The 20,268-nt window shown below is 43.3% G+C and carries 14 protein-coding genes; 8 read left to right on the forward strand and 6 right to left on the reverse strand.

Annotated features, from left to right (window positions below; all coding sequences use genetic code 11):
* The first annotated feature begins 3 nt into the window (after positions 1–3).
* Together K8B83_RS08860 and K8B83_RS08865 are read left to right on the forward strand one after the other, a co-directional pair.
* Complete coding sequence (locus K8B83_RS08860) at positions 4–663, forward strand: response regulator (RefSeq protein ID WP_188737303.1); 660 nt, start codon at positions 4–6, stop codon at positions 661–663.
* Positions 664–762: 99 nt separating this feature from the next.
* A complete protein-coding gene (locus K8B83_RS08865) occupies positions 763–2,151 on the forward strand; it encodes an ATP-binding protein (RefSeq protein ID WP_188737300.1) in 1,389 nt (462 codons plus the stop codon).
* A gap of 81 nt (positions 2,152–2,232) precedes the next feature.
* On the opposite strand, the gene K8B83_RS08870 is transcribed toward K8B83_RS08865, so the two are convergent.
* The 4 genes from K8B83_RS08870 to K8B83_RS08885 all read right to left on the reverse strand — a co-directional run bounded on the left by K8B83_RS08870 (position 2,233) and on the right by K8B83_RS08885 (position 6,230).
* The gene (locus tag K8B83_RS08870; protein WP_188737298.1) at positions 2,233–3,729 is read right to left on the reverse strand and encodes a DUF3300 domain-containing protein; all 1,497 of its coding nucleotides are present in this window, start codon (positions 3,727–3,729) and stop codon (positions 2,233–2,235) included.
* Positions 3,730–3,880: 151 nt separating this feature from the next.
* Positions 3,881–5,209, reverse strand: a complete 1,329-nt coding sequence (locus tag K8B83_RS08875; RefSeq protein WP_188737296.1) for an ATP-binding protein — start codon at positions 5,207–5,209, stop codon at positions 3,881–3,883.
* Entirely contained in the window at positions 5,202–5,885 is a 684-nt protein-coding gene (locus K8B83_RS08880) for a response regulator transcription factor (RefSeq protein WP_188737294.1), read from the reverse strand. Before K8B83_RS08880 ends, K8B83_RS08875 begins: the two co-directional genes overlap by 8 nt.
* Before the next feature lie 3 nt (positions 5,886–5,888).
* Complete coding sequence (locus K8B83_RS08885) at positions 5,889–6,230, reverse strand: PepSY domain-containing protein (protein ID WP_188737292.1); 342 nt, start codon at positions 6,228–6,230, stop codon at positions 5,889–5,891.
* Between the two features lie 259 nt (positions 6,231–6,489).
* On the opposite strand from K8B83_RS08885, the gene K8B83_RS08890 reads away from it, so the two are divergent.
* The gene (locus K8B83_RS08890) at positions 6,490–7,365 is read left to right on the forward strand and encodes a choice-of-anchor H family protein (RefSeq protein ID WP_188737289.1); all 876 of its coding nucleotides are present in this window, start codon (positions 6,490–6,492) and stop codon (positions 7,363–7,365) included.
* 86 nt (positions 7,366–7,451) lie between these two features.
* On the forward strand, positions 7,452–8,129 hold the full coding sequence (locus K8B83_RS08895) for an OmpA family protein (protein ID WP_188737287.1): 678 nt from the start codon (positions 7,452–7,454) through the stop codon (positions 8,127–8,129).
* A gap of 99 nt (positions 8,130–8,228) precedes the next feature.
* Here the strand turns inward: K8B83_RS08895 and xseA are convergent, their stop codons facing one another.
* On the reverse strand, positions 8,229–9,575 hold the full coding sequence (gene xseA / locus K8B83_RS08900; protein WP_188737285.1) for an exodeoxyribonuclease VII large subunit: 1,347 nt from the start codon (positions 9,573–9,575) through the stop codon (positions 8,229–8,231).
* 118 nt (positions 9,576–9,693) lie between these two features.
* Between xseA and guaB the strand changes: the two genes are divergently transcribed.
* The 3 genes from guaB to tadA all read left to right on the forward strand — a co-directional run bounded on the left by guaB (position 9,694) and on the right by tadA (position 13,501).
* A complete protein-coding gene (gene guaB, locus K8B83_RS08905) occupies positions 9,694–11,160 on the forward strand; it encodes an IMP dehydrogenase (RefSeq protein ID WP_188737283.1) in 1,467 nt (488 codons plus the stop codon).
* 92 nt (positions 11,161–11,252) lie between these two features.
* Positions 11,253–12,830, forward strand: a complete 1,578-nt coding sequence (gene guaA / locus K8B83_RS08910; RefSeq protein ID WP_188737281.1) for a glutamine-hydrolyzing GMP synthase — start codon at positions 11,253–11,255, stop codon at positions 12,828–12,830.
* Between the two features lie 98 nt (positions 12,831–12,928).
* Positions 12,929–13,501: a tRNA adenosine(34) deaminase TadA gene (tadA, locus tag K8B83_RS08915; RefSeq protein WP_188737279.1), complete on the forward strand. Its 573-nt coding sequence runs from the start codon at positions 12,929–12,931 to the stop codon at positions 13,499–13,501.
* A gap of 294 nt (positions 13,502–13,795) precedes the next feature.
* Here tadA and mltF read toward each other — a convergent pair whose 3' ends face one another.
* The gene (gene mltF, locus K8B83_RS08920; RefSeq protein WP_188737276.1) at positions 13,796–15,232 is read right to left on the reverse strand and encodes a membrane-bound lytic murein transglycosylase MltF; all 1,437 of its coding nucleotides are present in this window, start codon (positions 15,230–15,232) and stop codon (positions 13,796–13,798) included.
* Positions 15,233–15,592: 360 nt separating this feature from the next.
* Between mltF and purL the strand changes: the two genes are divergently transcribed.
* Positions 15,593–19,474, forward strand: coding sequence for a phosphoribosylformylglycinamidine synthase (gene purL / locus K8B83_RS08925; RefSeq protein WP_188737381.1), 3,882 nt, complete (start codon positions 15,593–15,595; stop codon positions 19,472–19,474).
* Positions 19,475–20,268: the final 794 nt, after the last annotated feature.

A 20,268-nucleotide genomic window follows, 5' to 3' on the forward strand; every position in this document is an offset into this window, starting at 1 on the left:
CATATGCGTGTATTGCTGGTTGAAGATAATAAATTATTAGCTCAAGGTGTGGTAATGAGTTTGGCAAAAGAGGGGATTCAGGTCGATCATTTACCTTCTTATAAACAAGCTCAGGCTGCGCTCAGTAACGAAGACTTTAGCGCTATTATTCTTGATTTGGGTTTGCCCGATGGTAATGGTGCAGATTTGTTAAAACAATGGCGTCGCAGCGGCGTATCGTTACCTATTATTGTGTTAACTGCCAATACTGATTTTGATACCAAGCTTGCCTGTTTAGATATAGGCGCTGACGATTATCTGAGCAAACCTTTTGATGTAAGGGAATTAGTTGCCAGGCTTAGGGCGATCATTAGGCGTCAACATGGTTTAGACAATAATCAATTTCGTTATGGCGCTTTAGAGATAGATTTTACTCGCTGTGAAGTGCATTTTCGTGGCGAGTTAGTGACATTGTCACGACGTGAATATCAATTGCTTTTAGAGTTTGCTCAATCTGCAGGGCGTGTGTTGACTCGTAATCAGCTTGAACAGTTAACTTATGGTTGGGATGAGGTTGGCAGTAACTCAATTGAGGTACATATTCATCATTTGCGTAAAAAAATGGCCACAGAATTAATTAAAACGGTAAGGGGAATTGGCTATATTTTAACGGAGACTATCTAATTCTTTATTAGAATGATGGTATTTAACGATATGACCGCCACGCTACTATTTTTAACCGGGCTTGGTAGTAGGCATTAATTGTCAGTTTAACAGGAAAATATGTTCTCTCTTCGTTTGTTGTTTAGTTTGCTAATGTTGTTGGGTATTGTGCTCACTGTGACTTTTTCGAGCATATTAAGCTCTCGAGATGCAATGCACGAAGTCGAAGAACTGTTTGATGCGCAAATGGTTCAAACGGCAAAAGTGCTTGAGCAGTTTTATGTTAATCAGTTAACCGAAGAGGAACTTGAACAGTTAGTTAAACGACCTATTTTGTTTCATGTTGCTGATTCCAATATTGAAACATTTGCTGAACAAGCCAACCCGATAACCCTATCTTATGAGCATAAGCTCTCTTTCCAGCTGTTATCGACTACAGGGCAAATACTTGCTTATTCAGACAGCTCAGGCGAGCAAACATTAACCCACTTTACTCAAGGTTATGATACGCGATACATAGGTAGTGATTTGTGGCATGTTTACAGCTTTTTTTCACAACCACATCAAGTTTGGATTGTGACCGCTCAACGCGATGATGTAAGGCAGGAACTGGTCTCTCTTATTGTTCGTAACACATGGCATTCTCCATTAATTATTACGCCAATCATGATGTTTGTTATGTTGCTGCTAACCTATTTTTTATTCAAACCACTCAAATTACTCGAGCGTCATTTAGATAAGCGACCCGCTCAAGATCTTACTCCAATAAACTTTAAATTGCCCAGTGAGTTAGCCGCAGTGCAAAAAGCGCTCAACAGCTATTTATTACGGATCGCAGACACCATGATGCGCGAGCGTCGATTTAGTGCAGATGCGGCTCACGAGCTTAAAACGCCATTAGCCATTATTAAATTACACAGTGATGGTTTAGTTGATGTGTTATCGGCACAAAACAAGGATGTACAACAAATCTCTTTGCCATATATTGATGCCATCGGTGAGGGGGTAAACAGAATAAATCACACCGTAGAGCAGCTACTTTTATTGTCGCGTGTTGATGCATTAGAGGTGTTAAATCGTTCAGACTGTAAGCTGCAAAGTTTGGTCGACAATGTCATTAATCAGTTATTACATATTATTGCTGATTATGAATGGAGCATTGATATTCCTGCTGACATGACCATCAATGCTGATCCGTTTTATCTTGAGTTAGTGTTAAAAAACATTATCGAAAATGCTTGTAAATACAGCCCTGTAGAGTCGTTAATTACCATTAACGCTTTTAACAATGGATCGCACTCTTATATAGAAGTGATTGATCAAGGTTGTGGTATGACGACAGAAGAAATCGCATTAGCCAAAAATCGTTTTTATCGTGCCGATGAAACCACAGCTCAAGGTGCGGGGCTTGGTTTGTCTATTTGTCAGCATATTATGAGTTTACATCAAGGTGAGTTGTGTTTTGAGCGCGTTGATCCCCATGGGCTTAAGGTTACTTTACAGTTGTAGCCATGGCGTTATATTTGGGTATAAAAATGAGCAACAAAAGTTGCTCATTCTTGGTTGGGTTTATCGTTATTGCCTTTCTAGTTATTGCCTTTCTCGTGATGGCTTGATTTCGCGAGAATGGTTGTTTTGGCGGGCAGAATTATCCCGTTGTTGACTCATAGAGCGTGACGCCTGTTGCGGCTCGTTTCTGCGCTGTTGTTTAACGTCCTGTTGTATACGTACTGGCTTAGCTTGTGACTCACGCATCTTTTCAACTTGTGTACTGCGCTGTACTTGTTGAATTTCTTGATTGCGTGGCTTGTTTACCGCTTGGCTTGCCGGTTTGTGTTCGTACTTTGCTGTTGTCTTATTAACCTCTTGCTGGCGACTCACCGGCTCATTGTTACGGCTATAAGTAGATCTTGTTGGCTCACTTTTGCGTTCAAACGACTTTGCTTGCGATACCGGTTGACGCTGTTGGCTCAACTCACGTTTTAGCTGGGCGCTTTTGTGCTCAACGGGTTCGTTACGACTCACATTTTTAACAACGACTCGTTCGTTGCGATTGTCTTGTTTGGTGCTGTGGGTAATGTGCTTACGTGGCTCATTATTGTTAATTACAGCATGTTTAGAAGACACATGGCGTGGCTCATGATTTTGTTGACGTTTAGGCTCATGTGAATAGCTCACAGGCTTATTGCGTTTTTCATAATGGCCATTGTAACGTTTACTGATCACCTGGCTGCGATAAGCCACACCTTTACGGTGTTTAGGTTTGTGCTGCCAGTGCTGTGCACCATGGCTGTAACTGATTCTACGTGGTGTGTAGTAACGGTAGTTTTTGTGCACCGGTACTGCAATTACCCTGCGGTCATGCCAATGAAACCCGCTAAAGAAGAAGTTAAAACTAATGCGTACACCGCTATCCCAAATTATTGCACTGTGATTTGGGCGGTAATGAACATAGTTTGGCGCATGCCAATAAACCGGTGGGTAACGGTTCCAGCGCCAGTGACCATACACTATGCGGCTGTCATAGTAAGGCACGTACACAATCTCAGGTCTTACAGACTCAATAATAATGCGTCGCTCAACCCGTGAAACTTTTACCTGTTCAAGATCGGCTAGGTTATTGGCTTCATCTGCTTGTTGTCTTAATGCTTGAATTGTATCAAGCATGCGCCCTTCGTCTTGTAAAAACGCATCACCTAGGTTTTGGGTCCAGACTAAATCGGTGTTTAAACGCTCCAGCACATTAGGAAAAGCCACCAATGCTTTTACGCTTGGATCCCAGTCTTGTGATTCAACTTCAGCCATAATTTGCTTGGTATCGCGATTGCCTTGATTAACTAACCAACGCTGAGCTTGTACGATTTCAAGCGGGTATGTTGACGCAATCAGGATGTGGGTTAGCAAACTGTCTGGATAGAGCGCAATGGGGGCCAGCATTTGTGCCAACTCAGCATCACTTACCGCATCATCGGCTACGCTGTAGGTATTCGATTCAGTTGTTTGTGCGGCTTGTACACTTGCAAATGGCATACAAACCAAGGCTAAAGCGAATAGTGCTTTAACGGGTGTTTGAATGGCTTTTTTCATGTTAACTCCAGTGTCATTGATGACTGTTAAGCTCATCATAGCGAGCTGAAGATGAACATAAGCTGAAAGCGATATTAATGAGTGAATGTTTTTAGCGATTATTTTAGTGGGTTATAAAATAGGTGAATCGACAATAAGTTCAGAATTGAGGTTAATGAGTAAACTCAAACTCAAATTTGGCACCGCCTAAAGTGTCAGAGCTCTGCACCGTTAAGGTGCCATGGTAGCTGTCGACTAAATCTCGCACAATGGCTAATCCTATACCGTGGCCCTGCTCGTAAGTATCGGCCCGCATACCGCGTTCAAAAATCTGTTGCTGTTTGTCTTTTGGTACTCCTTTACCGTCGTCTTCAACACTTATTTGTAAGCTGCTTGGTAATTGCTTAACCCGAATGAGGATGTGATTGTTTGCTGCTTTACATGCGTTGTCTAAAACGTTACCGAGCATTTCGGTTAAATCTGATTCATCGCCTTTAAAGCGGGCATTAACATCACCTTGATAGTCAATATTAAGATGTTGTTGTTGGTATATTTTGCCTAAGGTTCTCACTAAGCGCGAAGCGATGTCATCGACACTGACCCCTAAATGCCAACCAGTGCCTGCAGCACTTTGAGCACGCTTTAATTGATAAGCCACAATGTGGTTAATGCGATTAATTTGTTCTATTGACGTGTCATTTAAATTTGCCTGGGTTTGCATCACCGCCAAAGGTGTTTTGAGGCTGTGGGCTAAATCGGCGAGGGCATTGCGGTAGCGTTTGCGCTGGTTTTGTTCAGTTTGCAGTAGCGTGTTGAGCTGTTTGGCCACGTTTTGTAACTCAATGGGGTAGTCGGTACTGAGTTGCATTGACTTACCTTGCTCTACGGCGCTGAGTTCTTGACTGAATTTACCTAAAGGTTTTAGCGTCCATAATAACCAACTTAACTGTACGCTTAATAACAGTGCCATTAAGATGAGTAACCAGGTCCATAATGTATTGGAAAATTGTGTGATTTGTTGTTGGTATTCATGCTGATTTTTAATGATGTGCAGTGTCATGGTAAACGGGCGTTCGCTGGTGGCAAAACTAACACTGTAGCTATAAATTAATTGTGGATTGTCATTAATTAAAATGTTGCCGTAGCTGTTGCGTCCAGTGGCCGGTTTGGGCAAATCCATTGGCATATTTAAGCCCAAAAAGGAGTTGGAGGTCCAAAGTAGCTGATTATCTTTGGTGGTGATTAACGCATAAAGCCCAGATCCAATGACATTAAATTGATTTTCGAGCAGGTGTTCTGGCATTTGCAGTTCACCCTCTTCAACTTCAGCCATGGCTAAAACAGAATACACATAGGCTTTTAGTTGATTTTTGGCCGCGACATTAATTTGGGTTTCAAAAGCGTTGTTAACTGTGATGCCAATGATAGGTAACAACACTAAAATAAGCAGTAATGCACTAACGACGATGCGTACCTTGAGAGAACCAAGTAACTTATTCATTTTGTCCTAACTGGCGTAAACGATAACCTTGGCCACGTAAGGTTTCTATCAGTTGATATTGATTGTCTGGGTCGAGCTTTTTACGTAAGCGGCGAATAAACACTTCAATCACGTTTGAATCTAGGTCAAAGTCTTGATCGTATATATGTTCAATAAGGCTGCTCTTAGAATGCACAGACCCTGGGTGGAGCATAAGGTATTCAAAGAGTTTGTATTCCGAACCGCTTAAATTAATGACTTGCTGATGTATTTTAATTTCGAGGCTGCGGGTATTAATGCTAAAAGGACCATTTTGAATCACAGGGCTTGCTTTACCTGCTGAGCGGCGGATAAGTGCATTAATGCGCGCAACTAATTCTTCTAACTGAAACGGTTTACTTAGGTAATCATCTGCACCGGCATCAAGGCCAATGACTTTATCTTGCCAGCTGTCTCGAGCGGTTAAAATGATAATGGGGTAGCTAATATCTTGTTCGCGCAGTTGGCTAATTAGCGACAAGCCATCCAACTTTGGCAAGCCTACGTCAATGATGGCCACATCGTATTGATACTCTTGGGCTTGAAACAATCCCTCTTCGCCATTAGACGCGACATCGACCGTGTATTGCGCATTAATAAGATGCTGTTTAACGTTTTCTTGCAGGGCTAAGTCATCTTCAACCAGTAATAATCTCATGTGCTAGTTCCTTGATACAGAGCCGTTAGTTGCGTCAACAGAAACATAAAAAATGACGCCATCATTGGTGAGTAATTTAACTCGATATCCCGGATTGCCATTGACGCTACTCGACTGGACTTTTAATACCTTGCCCGAATAACTGCGTTTGGCAATTTGTATAGCTTGCTGGGCGCTGGAAACCACTAAATTTTTACTTTGGCGATTGTCTTTTGGGCCAGGAACAAGCTGAAAAGGTGCCACTATACTTGAGGTTGCCACAAGCGAAGTGCCAGCAACACTGTGTGATGAAATCACTAACATTAAGCCTAAAAGAATGGCGTTGAGCTTGAGCATACGCTGCATAGTGTTAATCCTATTTACCTCATTGCGACCAGTGTAAAAGATCCTTTTATATATAGAAACATCTACTTAATAAATTGCGCTGCGAGTGGGTGCAAATTTACCTAGTTCAGTATACCCAGACACAGATGAACATTAACTGAATGACAATAAGGGGATGTCGATAAGATAGCGCGAGATATTAACTGTTTGTTCATGTTCAGCTTGTGTTCATTTTGAGTGGGTTTTAATGATTGCAACATTTAGGTTGTAAGGAATCACCATGAATCAATATTCAAATAACACCAGCGATATTAAACCCTCATTTAATCCCGTTAAACTAGGGTTAAGAGTATGTGTTACCTGTGCTTTGGGATTGAGCTCAATGAGTGTAAGTAGTGCCGAAGTGTCTGCAAGTCAGGTTGGAGGAGCGATTAGTCAGTCAAGGCTGTTAACGCAGCCTGTCAGTAGTGACAATGACGTGCAAACCCGAGTTGTTGAGTTACATCAGCAAGCTCAGTTACTTACGGGCCAGGCAGATAGCAGCACCAAGGTGACCCGTGAGCAACGCATGGCATTACATCAAAAAGCGGCTGCGACACAAGCCAGTAAGCAACAACGCGCTTTAGCACAACAAAACCAAGTGATTTATTATGACTTTTCATTTTATGACGCTCAAACGCGTTTGTTTGAAGATTACGATTACGACGGTTTTTATCAAACCTTTAGCGTGACCTTTGACGCTGACATCAATAGTAGTGGTGGCGATGTTCAAGCGGATGTGTTTGCAGAGTTATATTTAAGCCAAAACGGTGGACCCTGGATCCATTATTACTCGACAGATGTATTTACACTGAATGCCGATTCTAGCTTTGATGATTATGAAGTGCTCACCACATTAGCTACCGGATATCAAACCGACCATTATGATGTGCTTATTGATTTATACGAGTTAGGTTATGCCGACCCAGTTGCGACCATTAGTAGTGATGAGCTAGATAGCTTGTATGCCTTGCCACTTGAAAGTAGCGATCGTGACGCTGTATATGTAGAAGAAGTTTACGTAGAAGAGGCTCACGGTGGTGCATTAGGTTGGTTAAGCTTAAGTTTATTGGGCACTTTTGCCTGGATACGTCGTAGTTTGATGAACAAAAAATAACGAAATGTTTGCCTTTTCATAGGGTAGAATTGCGTTTTTAAGCTTCCTTTGTTTTTTACTTATTAAATAAGTAATTAGGAGAATGTATGTTAGTGAACGTTAATGCATCCTTGTTATGCAGCTCTTTAATCGCCTCGGCACTGTTGTTGTCTGGTTGTCAATTACCTAATCCTTACACAGGCGAGTCTGAAAATGCTAAAGCCACAAACGGCGCCATAATTGGTGCCATTGGTGGTGCAGCAATAGGAGTGGCTTCTTCAAGTAAAAAAGATCGCGGTAAAGGCGCATTAATTGGTGCTGCATCTGGCGCTGCCGTAGGTGGTGGTATTGGTTATTATATGGATGTGCAAGAAGCCAAATTACGCAAGCAGCTACAGTCTACCGGGGTGAGTGTTACGCGAAGTGGTGACAATATTATTCTTAATATGCCAAACGAAGTGACATTTGCAGTTGATCAAACTGTACTAAGCGAGCGCGCTAAATCGGTATTAAACAGTGTAGTTTTGGTTGCTAAAGAATACAGCGATACACGCTTAAACGTGATTGGTTATACCGACAGCTCAGGTTCAGACTCATACAATTTACGTTTATCGCAAGTGCGTGCCAGTGAAGTGGCGCAGTATATCACTAGCCAAAATGTAAATGGTTCTCGCGTGTCGTCAACGGGCATGGGCGAAGCCAATCCGATAGCGAGCAATAATAGTGCTGAGGGCCGAGCTCAAAACCGCCGTGTTGAGATAGTATTAACTCCCTTGGGTAAGTAACCCAGTGACAATCGTTTCAGCCTCGATAATGATAATCGTGTATTGATTCGATTAGAGATTGATTAAACAAAAAGCCATCGCAAGATGGCTTTTTGGCTTTTAGGTATTCGGGCCTGATATTTTCGTCACGGTCGAGGTGATTTCACCGTGTTTTAAGCGAGTATAGATCACATCACCTTTATTTAGTTGTTCTGCTTTATCGATAACCTGATTATTGAAACTTGTAATGGAATAGCCGCGGCTTAATGTGGCAAGTGGGCTGACGGTATCAAGCATATGAGCGGCTTGAGTTACCCGTAATGCTGCTTGCTTAAAGTAGTCGCTGCTAGCGTCGTTAAATCGTTCAGTTAAGTACTGCAAGCGCTGTTTTTCCAGATTTAATGTGCTGGCCGGAGAGCGTTGTTGCAGACGGTTATGCAGTTGCTGGTGGCGCATAGTTAAGCGACTGAGCTTATGCTGTAAGGCATGTTCTAAACGCATTTGCATTTCATCAAAACGTTGTTCAAATTGTTGCAGTTTACGTTGAGGCTCATGGCGTTGCAGCTGATGGACTAATTGATTTAAACGCCCACTTTGTTGTAACTGATAATGCTTCATGCTTTGTTGTAAGCGGGCTCGCAATAATATGAGCTTTTCGGCTTTGTTGCCTTTGTCTTTAGACAAGAGTTCTGCACCAGCGGAAGGAGTCGGGGCGCGCACGTCTGCAACATAGTCGCTGATGGTAGTGTCTATTTCATGGCCAACCGCGCTCACCACCGGCAAGGCACTATTGTAAATGGCATGGGCTAAATGCTCATTATTAAAACACCATAAGTCTTCTAATGAACCGCCACCACGAGTGAGCAGTAGTACATCCACTTCAAGCCGCTGATTTGCGGTGGCGATAGCCTGACAAATTAACTGGCTCGCCGCTGCGCCCTGTACTTGGGTTGGATAAACAATGACTTCAATTGATGGGTCGCGTCTTGCTAATACGTGCAAAATGTCTCGAAGCGCTGCACCAGTGGCTGAGGTTATCACTCCAATACGTTGAATATTATTTGGCAGTGCGCGCTTTGTTTCTGTGGCAAATAGACCCTCTGCGGCCAATTTTAACTTTAATGCTTCAAATTCTTGCGCTAATAGTCCGTCACCAGCAGGCAACATAGACTCTAATAGCAGCTGATAGTCGCCGCGAGGCTCGTAAACACTGATGGCACCTTTAACTAACACTTGCTGGCCATTAACGGGTTTAAAGCGTACAGATTGATTACGGCCTTTAAACATGGCGCAACGAATTTGCGAGTGACTGTCTTTTAAGGTGAGGTACCAATGGCCTGAGCTGGGCGAAGAAAAGTTTGATATTTCACCATTTAACCAAATTTTACCTATTTGACCTTCAAGAATATGCCTGACTTCGCCGTTTAATTGCGAAACAGTGTAAACATTGTTTTTTGTGGCACTCATGAATGTTCTCATTCTAAAGGTAATAAAAATCTATTTTCCATTTACCAACCGTAATATGCAAGGTATAATCTCGCCGCAATATTTCACCTCAAATCCTACTTACTAGGGAGATGTTGCCATGCTACGTTTACTGAAAGATGCACTAACCTTTGATGATGTGTTGTTGGTTCCTGCCCACTCGACCGTACTCCCTAATACCGCTGTTCTCAAAACACGTTTAACCACCAAGATTGAATTGAATATTCCGCTGGTATCTGCCGCGATGGATACCGTCACCGAGTCACGTCTTGCTATTGCAATGGCGCAAGAAGGTGGTTTAGGTTTTATTCATAAAAACATGAGTATTGAGCAACAAGCCGAAGAAGTTCGCAAAGTTAAAAGCTATGAAGCGGGGATAGTACAAGACCCTGTTACAGTCACTCCTGCAACAAGTTTAACCGACCTGCGTTTACTCACTGAGCGAAATGGCTTTGCTGGTTACCCTGTGGTGAATGATGCACACGAACTTGTGGGTATTATTACCGGCCGTGACGTACGCTTTGTAACAGACTGGAGCAAAACCGTTGCCGACATGATGACCCCAAAAGATCGTCTCGTGACAGTAACTGAAGGCACCAAGTTAGATGAAGTGCAAAAGTTAATGCATTCTCATCGCATTGAAAAAGTCTTAGTGGTTGACAATAACTTTAAACTTAAAGGCCTTGTCACTGTAAAAGATTTCGAAAAAGCTGAGCGTAAACCTAATGCCTGTAAAGACGAGTTAGGTCGTTTACGTGTTGGTGCAGCAGTTGGTGCCGGTCCTGGTAACGAAGAGCGTGTTGATGCCCTTGTTAAAGCCGGTGTAGACGTATTATTAATTGACTCATCACATGGTCATTCTGAAGGCGTGTTACAACGCATTCGTGATACTCGTGCTAAATACCCTGACTTACAAATTGTGGGTGGTAACGTTGCTACCGCTTCTGGTGCACTTGCGTTAGTCGAAGCGGGTGTTAACGCGGTTAAAGTGGGTATTGGCCCTGGTTCAATTTGTACCACTCGTATTGTAACTGGTGTTGGTGTGCCGCAAATTACTGCGGTGTCAGATGCAGCAGAAGCCGTGCTTGCGTTAGGTATCCCTGTCATTGCCGATGGTGGTATTCGTTTTTCTGGTGACTTAGCTAAAGCATTAGCTGCAGGTGCATCATGTATTATGGCGGGCTCTATGTTTGCCGGTACTGAAGAAGCCCCAGGCGAGACAGAACTTTACCAAGGCCGTGCGTATAAATCATACCGTGGTATGGGGTCTCTTGGCGCAATGGGCCAGGCTCAAGGTTCATCAGACCGTTACTTCCAAAGTGATAACGCCGCTGACAAGTTAGTGCCTGAAGGTGTTGAAGGTCGCGTACCTTACAAAGGTAAGTTAAAAGAAATCATTCATCAGCACATGGGCGGTTTACGTTCATGTATGGGATTAACAGGTTGTGCCACCATTAAAGATTTAAATGAAAAAGCACAGTTTGTTAGAGTGACTTCAGCTGGCATGGGCGAGTCACACGTTCATGACGTGACCATTACCAAAGAAGCACCTAACTATCGTTCATAATTACCTCAAGGGCGACGTTTGTCGCCCTTTTGTTACACGCATGATGGCCAATGTATTGGCCATGGCATTTAATCAATTTGTAAAGGTTACCCATGATTAATATTCATGATCATAAGATTTTGATCCTCGATTTTGGTTCTCAGTACACTCAACTTATTGCCCGTCGTATTCGCGAGATTGGCGTGTATTGTGAGTTATGGGCCTGGGATGTGAGCGAAGCTCAAATTCGTGAATTTGCTCCTAATGGCATCATTTTAGCCGGTGGCCCTGAAAGCGTAACCGCTGATAACTCACCTCGTGCACCAGAATACGTGTTTACTGCAGGCGTGCCTGTTTTAGGCATTTGTTATGGTATGCAAACCATGTCAGAACAGCTTGGCGGAAAAGTGATTCAAGGCGTGGGCGAGGGCGAATTTGGCTATGCTCAAATTGAACTGCAAACCACTTCTGCACTATTCAAAAGCATAGAAGATGCCGTAAGCGCAGAAGGCAAGCCATTACTTGATGTATGGATGAGCCATGGCGATAAAGTATCGGTGATCCCAGAAGGCTTTGTGGCTGTTGCTAAAACGGCAACCTGTCCTTTTGCTGCAATGGCGAATGAAGAAAAACGTTTTTACGGCGTACAATTTCACCCAGAAGTGACCCACACTCGTCAAGGTCAACGCATGCTTGAGCATTTTGCGCTAGACATTTGTGGCTGTGAAGCTAACTGGAAACCTTCATCTATTATTGAAGATGCCATTGAACGTTTAAAGCAACAAATTGGCGACGATGAAGTGATCCTTGGTCTTTCTGGTGGTGTTGATTCATCGGTTGTGGCTATGCTTTTACACCGTGCCATTGGCGACAAGTTAACCTGCGTGTTTGTTGACAACGGTTTATTGCGTTTAAACGAAGCCGAGCAAGTATTAGAAATGTTTGGTAATCATTTTGGACTAAACATAGTTCATGTTGATGCTGAAAACCGTTTCCTCGATGCAATGGCTGGCGTTGCCGATCCAGAAGCCAAACGTAAAATTATTGGCCGCGTGTTTGTTGAGATTTTCGACGAAGAATCAAAAAAATGCGTTAATGCAAAATGGTTAGCTCAAGGTACCATTTACCCTGATGTGATTGAATCGGCAGGCAGTGCTACCGGTAAAGCGCATGTGATTAAATCGCACCATAACGTAGGTGGTTTACCTGACGATATGGCGCTTGGTTTAGTTGAGCCGCTACGCGAGTTATTTAAAGATGAAGTGCGTAAGATTGGTTTAGAGCTAGGCCTACCTTACAACATGCTTTATCGCCACCCGTTCCCAGGGCCTGGTCTTGGTGTGCGTGTGCTTGGTGAAGTGAAAAAAGAATACTGTGATTTATTACGCCGCGCTGATGCTATCTTCATTGAAGAATTGCACAAAGCTGACTTATATAACAAAGTCAGCCAGGCATTTACCGTGTTTTTACCGGTTCGCTCTGTGGGCGTAATGGGTGATGGCCGTAAATATGATTGGGTTGTGTCGCTACGTGCGGTAGAAACTATCGACTTTATGACCGCGCATTGGGCTCATTTACCCTACGACTTTTTGGGGCGTGTATCGAATCGCATCATTAATGAAGTCGATGGTATTTCTCGTGTGGTGTACGATATTTCGGGTAAGCCACCGGCGACGATCGAGTGGGAATAATCCAAGCGGATTAATCTTCTGGTTCTATAAAAAAGACGCCTCGTCGTCTTTTTTATTTGTTAGAATAGCCGCGTAGACTGGTTATTTAGGCTAATTGCATGACTGATATTCCAAAGGCTGATTGTTTAACTGAATTAGCACCTAATACTTCCTCTGATGTTGTCGACAGTGCTCAACTCGCCATTGATCAACAATGGATGCGCCTAGCAATGCAATTGGCACAACAAGCTGAGTTAAAAGGTGAGGTGCCCGTTGGCGCGGTATTAGTTAAAGATGAGGTGATGATTGCCAGTGGCTTTAATTTAAGTATCTTAAACCACGACCCAACCGCCCACGCTGAAATGGAGTGTATCCGCCAGGCGGGTAAGGTACTCGAAAACTATCGCATGTTAGGGACAACCTTGTATGTCACTCTTGAGCCTTGCGCAATGTGTGCCGGTGCTATGGTGCATAGCCGAATTGAGCGAGTGGTTTATGGTGCCGATGATTTAAAAACTGGTGCTGCAGGTAGCGTGATTAATTTATTACAACACCCTGTATTTAACCATCAGCTTAGCGTTACTTCAGGAGTGTTAGCTGACGAGTGTGCAGGGCAGCTCAGTGCGTTTTTTAAGCGCAGACGAGCCGAAAAAAAAGCCCTTAAACAGTTAGCTAAACAGCAAACTGATTAAAGGCTTTTTAGGATTAGCCGTTAGCGTGAACCCAAAGTGAGTAAACTTAAATTAGCTCTCAGTTTGAACCAATAAAAAATGGGCACGTTGACGATTTAAAATGCGGCTTTTTTGTACTTTTAGCATGACGCGACGACGTGACATAGTGTTGCTTATTGCTCTTCTTCTCATACCGGTATCCTTTAAATCATTCTTGGTTGTATTGAATGTAAGCTGATATCTCATTTTACATGATGACACAATAACAAGAGATAACTGTTAATGGGTCATCATTTTTATTTTCCGCTTATGCAGTTAGGGTTTCTGAGCCGATACATTGGTATTAATGTTAACCTCTTCGGCGATGATCTCCATGCTATCACTTTCGTCAATCACGTCCATTTGTTTAGTTTGATTATCAACCCAAACTAAGGTGTCGTAATATCGGCGTATGCTATCAACATAGTGTACCGCTTCACTACCACGGGCATAGCCATAGCGGGTTTGTTTGTAATATTTAGACTGCTGTAACAGGGGCAATACCTTTTTTACATCACGCCAGGCGCTAGGGTTCATTCCCATTGACTCTGTTAATTTGCGCGCATCTTCCACATGGCCTAAACCAATATTATAAGCGGCTAAAGCAAACCAAATTCGTTGCGATTCTGGAATCGATTCTGATAAGCGATCCATCATGTCTTTGAGGTAAAATGCTCCACCGCGAATACTTTGCTCTGCGTCTAAACGATTATCGACACCCACATAGGTAGCTGTAGGTTGAGTTAGCATCATCATGCCACGTACGCCAGTGGGGGAGCGTGCTTTAGGGTTCCAATGCGACTCCTGATAGCTGGCGGCAGCGAGCTTACGCCAATCTAAATCACCTGCGTACTCTTCAAACATGCTGCGGTATTCAGGCAAAATATTGTCAATAGCGCGGATAAAGGCACGAGTGTCAACATAATCAAAACGTTTCACATGGCCAAAATATTTTTCGTTTAAATGCTCAAGGGTGCCGGCACGTTTCTCTTTATGCCAAAAGGCTAAAAGCTGACTCATTAAACGGTCGCTGTCTTTGGGCGGTAACAGCCAAACAACCTCAATTTTTTCTTCTAAAATCATTCCTGCTCGTAACTCAGGTAAAAAACGTTGGTTAATTAACAGGCTGTTTGAGTCTGATATTGTGTAGTTCAATTTACCTTTGGCAACCAGTGCGAATAATTCTTCGTTATCCTTGTCGTCAACTTGGTTCCACATGAGTTCTGGGTGGTCTTTTTGCAGTTGAGTTAAGGTATTAACCGACGATGAGTTTGCCATTACGGTTATTTCGCCAGACAGGGTGCCAATGTCTTTGGGTTCTGGCGTGCCTTCTTTATATACCAGTACCTGGTTGACTTTATATAAGGTCGGCCCAAGTTTAAATTGTTTGCTGCGATTAGGGGTTTTCGCAATACCCGCAGCAATAATGTCGATTTCGTTATTTTTTAATGCTTTAAATAAAGCTTTCCTGTCTGTATAGGGGATCATCTCTAACGGCACGGATAAATAATCAGCAAAACGTTGTGCCATTTCGAAATCAAAGCCGGTTTCGCCTAACTCTGAATTAAGGTAAATCTGAGGTCCATAAAGTGTACCCACCTTGAGGACAGTGCGTTTAGGGGCGGGCGCAGCAATATCTACCTGTTGAATATCAACTGGTTGGCAAGCGCTCAATATGCCTAAAAGAAAAATGATAAATAAGGTTTTGATCATATTTATTAACTGGTTATCTTAAGTTGTATCGTTAATGTTCACGAGAGTAATACGAGAAAAACGAGTGTAATACCTGTCGAATAGCCTTTAAATATGTAGGGAGTTGGTGTTTTTTTTCGCATACTTTATCAGGAGTTTTCCTAAACGCCTAGGCTTGTATAAAAAAGCAGCTAAAGCTGGCGGGTTTGTGCTCGATTGTAAAGTGAGCCTGTTATCCACTGTAGCATTATTCCCGCGGGATATTTTCCCTATCAGGAAACACTGTTTTCACCTGTGCTTGAACGTGATTTGTATTGTGCAATTCCCTATAATAGCGCCAATTCTGACCCTCCTATATAAATTATAAGGTGAATAGACGTGATGGAAATCATTCGCGGAGCCCCTGCACTATCTGCATTTAGAGTTCAAAAACTCATGGAGGCTTGCGAAAACGCATCGCTTCCTGTGTCGCAAATTTATGCCGAATATGTGCATTTAGCTGATTTGACTGAATCTCTTGATGATAATGAACGTCTACAGCTAGAAACGATTCTTACCTATGGTCCTGCGATTGAATCGCATGCTCCTAAAGGGGCGTTACTGTTTGTTACCCCGCGTCCAGGTACTATTTCTCCTTGGTCATCTAAAGCGACTGATATTGCTCATAATTGCGGCCTAGATAAAGTCAAACGTCTAGAGCGTGGTATTGCTTACTATGTTGAATCAGCCACATTAACGGCTCAGCAGCAAAAGCAATTGCAAGGTTTACTGCACGACCGCATGGTTGAAGTGATATTGCCAACGTTTGCTGACGCAAGCGTACTGTTTGCCCGTACAGAACCTGCCAAGTTTAACAGCATCAATATTTTGGCTGAAGGTCGTCGCGCTCTAGAAGTTGCCAACGTTAAGTTAGGTTTAGCATTAGCCGATGATGAAATTGACTATTTAGTTGAAAACTTTGTCCGCTTAAAACGTAATCCAAACGACATTGAACTTATGATGTTTGCTCAGGCTAACTCAGAACATTGTCGTCATAAAATTTTTAATGCAGATTGGACAATTGACGGCGAAGCACAGCCTAAATCTTTGTTCAAAATGATTAAGAACACCTTTGAAGTAACACCTGACTATGTGTTATCGGCTTATAAAGATAACGCTGCGGTAATGACAGGCTCAGTTGCAGGGCGTTTCTTCCCCGATCCAGACGGTGTGTATAACTACCACACTGAACCTATGCATGTATTGATGAAGGTTGAAACTCACAATCACCCAACCGCGATTAGCCCATACCCTGGTGCTGCTACCGGCTCTGGTGGTGAAATTCGTGATGAGGGTGCAACCGGTCGTGGTTCTAAACCTAAAGCAGGTTTAAATGGCTTTACGGTATCTAACCTTAAGATCCCTGGCTTTGTACAACCCTGGGAAGGTCAATACGGTAAACCTGATCGTATCGTTACCCCGTTAGAAATCATGCTCGAAGGCCCATTAGGCGGCGCGGCATTTAACAACGAGTTTGGTCGTCCGGCCTTGACTGGGTATTTTCGAACTTACGAGCAAGAAGTATCGAGCCATAATGGCGTTGAAGTGCGTGGATATCACAAGCCGATCATGATTGCCGGTGGTTTAGGTAATATCCGTGAAGAGCACGTGCAAAAGGGCGAAATCACCGTTGGCGCTAAGCTGATTGTATTAGGTGGCCCGGCAATGAACATTGGTTTAGGTGGCGGCGCGGCCTCTTCAATGGCATCTGGCCAATCAAGTGAAGATTTAGATTTTGCTTCTGTGCAACGTGAAAACCCTGAAATGGAACGTCGCTGTCAAGAAGTCATCGACCGTTGCTGGCAACTTGGCAGCGCGAACCCTATTCAGTTTATTCATGATGTGGGCGCAGGTGGTTTATCAAATGCATTCCCTGAATTAGTGAATGATGGTAATCGTGGTGGGGTGTTTAATTTACGTAACGTGCCATCAGACGAGCCTGGCATGAGCCCGCTTGAGATTTGGTGTAACGAGTCACAAGAGCGTTATGTATTATCAGTAGCACCTGAAAACCTACAACAGTTTGCCGATATTTGTGCCCGCGAACGTGCTCCATTTGCGGTAGTCGGTGAAGCGACTGAAGAAATGCATTTAACCCTTGCCGACAGCCATTTTAATAACAAACCAATCGATTTACCGCTTGAAGTATTATTAGGCAAAGCACCGAAAATGAGCCGTGATGTGGTATCGGCTAAAGCGGTATCGCCAGCGTTAGACCAGTCTAAAATTGACTTAAACGAAGCGGTCAAACGTATTTTGACTTTACCCACTGTTGCCGACAAAACCTTCTTAATCACCATTGGCGATCGCTCGGTGACTGGTTTAGTGAATCGTGACCAAATGGTTGGCCCTTGGCAGGTACCGGTTGCAGATTGCGCTGTCACTGCATCAAGCTATGACAGCTACACTGGCGAAGCCATGTCGATGGGTGAGCGCACACCGTTAGCATTGTTAGACTTTGATGCCTCTGCCCGTATGGCGGTTGCTGAATCGATTATGAACATTGCTGGTGCTGATATTGGCTCGTTCAAACGCATTAAAATATCGGCTAACTGGATGTCACCAGCAGGTCACCCAGGTGAAGATGCTGGTTTATATGAAGCGGTTAAAGCCATCGGCGAAGACTTATGCCCAGCACTAGGCATTACTATTCCTGTGGGTAAAGACTCGATGTCGATGAAAACCGCATGGGAAGACAACGGCGTTAAGAAAACCGTTACATCGCCAATGTCGTTAATCATCACCGCATTTGGTGTGGTACAAGATATTCGTAAAACGATTACGCCAGAGCTGCGCTCAGATAAAGGCGATAGCACATTGTTGATGCTGGATTTAAGCAATGGCCAAAACCGTTTAGGCGGGTCTTGTTTAGCACAGGTTTACAGTGAGCTTGGTGATATTGCGCCAACACTGGATAACACGGCTAACCTTGCAGGATTTTTTGAAGTCATGCAGCAATTAGTGGCTGAGCAGTCGGTAATTGCTTATCACGATCGCAGTGACGGTGGTTTGTTTACAACCTTAGTTGAGATGGCATTTGCCGGTAATACGGGTTTGCAAATTGATTTAGCCGCGTTAAAAGGCACAGACATAGAGCGTTTATTTAACGAAGAATTAGGTGCAGTTATCCAAGTTAGCAGCGAGCAGGCTGATGCCATTGCGGCACAGTTCATCGCTAAAGGTGTGACGTGTCATCAGATCGGCGGCCTACAAGCAGTTGATCAAATCACTATTACCGATGGCGAGCGCGTTATTTATACAAATAGCCGTACTGCGCTACGCACGTTATGGTCAGAAACCACCTATCGCATGCAAGCACTTCGTGATAACCCTGAATGTGCTGCAGAAGAGTTTGCGCTTAAGCAAATTGCTGATGCACCCGGCTTAACCGTTAAATTAGGTTTTAACCCGAATGAAGATGTTGCTGCACCTTATATTTTAAAAGGCGCAGCGCCTAAAATGGCTATTTTACGTGAGCAAGGTGTTAACTCGCACATTGAAATGGCAGCCGCATTTGACCGCGCAGGTTTTGAAAGCCGCGATGTGCATATGTCTGATATTTTATCGGGCCGTATTAGCCTAGAAGAATTCCAAGGTTTAGTGGCTTGTGGTGGGTTCTCGTACGGTGACGTTTTAGGTGCCGGTGAAGGTTGGGCTAAGTCCATTCTGTTTAACAACCGTGCACGTGATGAATTCAGCCGTTTCTTTGAGCGTGATTCGAGCATTGCGTTAGGTGTGTGTAACGGTTGTCAAATGTTATCTAACCTAAAAGAAATCATCCCAGGTAGCGAGCATTGGCCGCACTTTGTGCGTAACCGTTCGGAGCGTTTTGAAGCGCGTTTCAGTTTGGTTGAAGTACAGCAAACTCCGTCAGTGTTCTTCGAAGGAATGGTGGGTTCTCGTATGCCTATCGCTGTGTCACACGGTGAAGGTTTAGCTGAATTTGCCAATGCACAAGCATTAGCTAAAGCAGAAGCCTCAGGCACCATTGCACTACGTTATGTAGATGGCCACGGCCAAATTGCGACGCAATATCCACTTAATCCTAATGGCTCGCCAAATGGTTTAACTGGTATTTGTACAACCGATGGCCGCGTGACCATTATGATGCCGCACCCTGAGCGTGTATTCAGAACCGTTGCCAACTCATGGCATCCAGACAACTGGGGCGAAGACAGCCCATGGATGCGCATGTTCCGTAATGCGCGGGTAAAAATTGGCTAAGATTATAGCTGATAGGTCAATCAACATGGCGGCTCAATTGGGTCGCCATTTTTTATATCGGCAATAACGAGATCAAAAAGCCCCACAAGTGTTCACTTGCGGGGCTTTTTATGTATTAAATTGCGCTAACGCGCGAAACCGTAACTTACTAACTCAGGTTATTTAGTTTCTTTGGCGGTAAACATGTCTGAAAAGGCACGTTTATATAAATTGGCAATATTTTCAAATAATAGCGTCATATCTATCTCTTTGGGGATCTGGGGGGGATTAAGACTACGACGCAGTAGGATATTCGTGTTCTTAACTGTTTAATAATTATACGGTGGTTATTATTTGCACTCAAACAAGAAAAAATGATGTTTTAGATTAGTTTTATTTATGCATTATTCCGTTTGTAATATTAGGTTTGTTTTGTTGATTTTTTTAAATTGCTGATATTTATGGATATTGTTTTTATGGATTGATTATTTATAGATAAATGGTTTTTATCGCGAATTAAATACATTGAGATTTTTAACGACGTATTAACACATTGGGTTGGTCTTTATGTTTGGTCACTTTTATTATGGTAAGTCATCATTCCTAACGGGCTGTTGATTTTTGCTGTTTGACTTTTGTTCGAGTGACACGCCTTCTTATCGCGGTACTAGGTGCACTGCCTAGTAATCTAAGTAATGCTTTATTTGCAAAGCGTCATTCAACAAAGGTTCATTCAACAAAGAGTAAGCGTTTTTAGCCCAATCCACGCTGGCTGCGTGTGTTGGCCATTTTTACTGCGTTATCGACTCTTTATG

The sequence above is a fragment of the Shewanella inventionis genome (assembly GCF_019931735.1).
Taxonomy (GTDB): Bacteria; Pseudomonadota; Gammaproteobacteria; order Enterobacterales; family Shewanellaceae; genus Shewanella; species Shewanella inventionis.

Coding starts and splice junctions, on each gene's coding strand:
- K8B83_RS08860 (WP_188737303.1), top strand. CDS start 4: ATGCGTGTATTGCTGGTTGAAGATAATAAATTATTAGCTCAAGGTGTG.
- K8B83_RS08875 (WP_188737296.1), bottom strand. CDS start 5,209: ATGAATAAGTTACTTGGTTCTCTCAAGGTACGCATCGTCGTTAGTGCA.
- K8B83_RS08885 (WP_188737292.1), bottom strand. CDS start 6,230: ATGCAGCGTATGCTCAAGCTCAACGCCATTCTTTTAGGCTTAATGTTA.
- mltF (WP_188737276.1), bottom strand. CDS start 15,232: ATGATCAAAACCTTATTTATCATTTTTCTTTTAGGCATATTGAGCGCT.
- K8B83_RS08870 (WP_188737298.1), bottom strand. CDS start 3,729: ATGAAAAAAGCCATTCAAACACCCGTTAAAGCACTATTCGCTTTAGCC.
- K8B83_RS08895 (WP_188737287.1), top strand. CDS start 7,452: ATGTTAGTGAACGTTAATGCATCCTTGTTATGCAGCTCTTTAATCGCC.
- guaB (WP_188737283.1), top strand. CDS start 9,694: ATGCTACGTTTACTGAAAGATGCACTAACCTTTGATGATGTGTTGTTG.
- tadA (WP_188737279.1), top strand. CDS start 12,929: ATGACTGATATTCCAAAGGCTGATTGTTTAACTGAATTAGCACCTAAT.
- K8B83_RS08880 (WP_188737294.1), bottom strand. CDS start 5,885: ATGAGATTATTACTGGTTGAAGATGACTTAGCCCTGCAAGAAAACGTT.
- K8B83_RS08890 (WP_188737289.1), top strand. CDS start 6,490: ATGAATCAATATTCAAATAACACCAGCGATATTAAACCCTCATTTAAT.
- guaA (WP_188737281.1), top strand. CDS start 11,253: ATGATTAATATTCATGATCATAAGATTTTGATCCTCGATTTTGGTTCT.
- purL (WP_188737381.1), top strand. CDS start 15,593: ATGGAAATCATTCGCGGAGCCCCTGCACTATCTGCATTTAGAGTTCAA.
- xseA (WP_188737285.1), bottom strand. CDS start 9,575: ATGAGTGCCACAAAAAACAATGTTTACACTGTTTCGCAATTAAACGGC.
- K8B83_RS08865 (WP_188737300.1), top strand. CDS start 763: ATGTTCTCTCTTCGTTTGTTGTTTAGTTTGCTAATGTTGTTGGGTATT.